Genomic DNA, 2,594 nt, shown 5'->3' on the forward strand with positions numbered 1-2,594 from the left:
AGCAGGCCGAGGCGCTACTCACGGATCTGCCGACATGGGAAGGCGCACCACGCGATCAGGTGACCGCGCTGATCGCCGCCTGGACGTTGAACAACCTCCACGCGGCGATGCACGGCCCGGACGAGACACGCAATACGCGGTCGGAGGCGTTCTGGGCGGGCCGGAGCTGGCTGCACCACCGGTTCGCGCCCCGCCTGTAAACCCCTGAAGCTCCCCTCCGGCGCGTCCACGTCTCTGGATGCCCCGTCACCGGAGGGGCCCACGCGGCCGTGGGCGCACGCTGATCAACGCCCCTGGGCGCCCACGGCCGCTGAACACCCCCCATCACAGAAAGAGGTCACAGCAAGCAATGACACAACTCGCGCTCAAGCCCCCCACGAGCGACATCGACGACAGGCTCGACGGGATCTCCCCGGCGGCACTCACCACCATGTGCAACGCCGCGGCTCGATTCTTTGAGCGGCACGCCCCCGGCGGCGACGCCCAGGTGGTGACCGCGGCCTTCGGGGGGCTGACGGTCGATGCGCCCCCGGACGCGGCGGGCCGGGTGTCAAAGGATCGGTCCCATTACCGGAAGCAGGGCCTCCACATTCACCACATGGGCATGTTGCCCGGCCTGCCCGGTGACGCAGCATGATCACCGCGCCCGCTGAGGCACCAGGAGCGCTCATCGCGGGGACGCTGTGGGCCGCCATCGAGACCTCCGGCGGCCTGCGGAGAGCCGCCACCGAAGGACACGCACACTTTCAGCAGGCGTTCGACCCGGAATGGGCGTCGGACCTCCCGTTACCCATCGATGGTGATCAGCCGGACGGTGCGCCGGTGGCCCTGCTGGACGGCCGGGAGGAGTTCGAGCGTCACACCGACGCGCAGGCCCTCGCCGACGCCTACGACGGACGTCACCGCACGCGTGTCTACGAGGACATCGGTCGTGACAACCCCGCCGCCTGGTACACCTACGCGGCACTCCAGATCGGCCGCCTGGCCGCGCGTGACCTGGCCGTGGTGTGCTCGGTGTTCCAGTCACGCTGGGGCGATGAGAGCATCGGCCCTCACCGGGACGCCTGGTACGGGGCGATCGTGCAGGTGCGTGGGGTGAAGGGGTGGCTGGTCGGTGAGGGGCTGTTCGATGGCGCCACGCGGCCGATCCACGCTGTCACCACCAAGGCCGGTGACGTGCTGCTCCTGCCCAAAGGTCTCCCGCACACCGTAAGCACGCCGAAGGAGCCGGGCCACTCGGTGCATCTGGCGTTCGCGATAGACCGCGACGACTGATCTCGGAATCACCCTGGCGGATGCCTTCCCTTCGCACCCGCTGAGCCGTCGTAGCGGGCACGCCCAGACCCCGCGTGCCCGCCTCTCATGACCGAAGGCGAGGAACATGCTACTGACCGTGGGGAGCTACAACCTCCTAGAGGGCGGAGTCGGCCCCCGGCCCCCGGGGGGTGAAGGCGCGCCCACAAGGCGAACGCCCCGGCCAGGGCCTTCGCGTGGCCCGGACACGACGCCCCCGCCGTGTCCGGGCCACATACCCGCCTCGTATTCAACCCCTCTTGGAGACATCGATCATGGATTGGGACGACCTACCCGAAGCGCTGCGCACCGACGCGCAGAGCTACATCGGGCCGGTGACGAAAGCGGTCCCCACCCCGGGAGGGCCAGGCGCAGTAGTGACGGCGCGGCTCTACACCGCGCCCGGCACCGCCTATCTGCTCAAGGCGACCCCGGACGACCACAACGCCGCCCCGCTGGCCCGGCGGGAACTGTGGGCCGGGCGGATGATCCCCTACACGGTGGCCACACCGCGCCTGCTGTGGAGCAGTACCGGCCACGGCTGGATCGCCATGATCTTCACCCTTGTCCACGGCCGCCCGGTGAACCTGTCCCCCCGGTCCCCAGACGTCGCCGCGGTGGTCGATGCCGTTGCCCTGCTCGGCCACCGGCTCGACTCGTTTCCGGCCGATGCTCCGACCGTGTCCGGGAACTTCGGCCCGCTGCTGGAGGTGGCCGATGCAGTGCTCAACTGGACCGACCTACCCGGCTGGGACCGGTACGAGGCCGCGCTCGACGGCTTCGACGATGTGACCGTGCTGGATGAGGGCGACACCCTGATCCACGGAGACCTTCACACGGGGAACCTCCAGATCGCCCGGGACACGGTCTTCGCCGGCGATTGGGCGTTCGCCTCGGTGGGCGCGCCGTGGGTCGAGGCGGCGATGCTCGCGCCGCGACTGGTCCATGCCGGGCACCCCCCGCAGCAGGTGGAGACACTGCTCGCGCGGCTACCGGCCTGGCAGGCCGCGCCGCGTGACCAGATCACCGCCGTGGCCGCGTTGTGGACGCTGCACCGCGTTCACCGGTCCTGGTACGGCCAGGGAAACGCGCGGCGGGCATGGGCCGACGCCGCGCAGGCGGGCCACGCCTGGGTGGACTACCAGCTCCGCCTGGGCCGCCCCGACGTCACGCCCCTGGACGTGCTGGACGACGTGCTGGACGACGTGCTGGACGACGTGCTGGACGACGTGCTGGACGTCCGGGACGCCTTCGAGCGGCGCTGACCCCCTCTCCTTCCCCAAGCCCCTCTCTTCCTGCAC

At 70.4% G+C, this 2,594-nt stretch carries 4 protein-coding genes; all 4 read left to right on the plus strand.

What is annotated here, in order from left to right; genetic code table 11:
* On the plus strand, positions 1-200 hold a 200-nt coding region (locus tag C1I98_RS42300; protein ID WP_233508538.1), incomplete at its 5' end, for a hypothetical protein.
* A 149-nt stretch (positions 201-349) separates the two neighbouring features.
* The gene (locus C1I98_RS37795) at positions 350-637 is read left to right on the plus strand and encodes a hypothetical protein (protein WP_111172043.1); all 288 of its coding nucleotides are present in this window, start codon (positions 350-352) and stop codon (positions 635-637) included.
* Positions 634-1,275, plus strand: coding sequence for a JmjC domain-containing protein (locus C1I98_RS37800; protein WP_111172044.1), 642 nt, complete (start codon positions 634-636; stop codon positions 1,273-1,275). Before C1I98_RS37795 ends, C1I98_RS37800 begins: the two co-directional genes overlap by 4 nt.
* Before the next feature lie 293 nt (positions 1,276-1,568).
* Positions 1,569-2,558, plus strand: a complete 990-nt coding sequence (locus tag C1I98_RS37805; protein ID WP_111172045.1) for a phosphotransferase — start codon at positions 1,569-1,571, stop codon at positions 2,556-2,558.
* Positions 2,559-2,594 lie beyond the last annotated feature (36 nt).

Source organism: Spongiactinospora gelatinilytica (assembly GCF_003236385.1).
Classification (GTDB): domain Bacteria; phylum Actinomycetota; class Actinomycetes; order Streptosporangiales; family Streptosporangiaceae; genus Spongiactinospora; species Spongiactinospora gelatinilytica.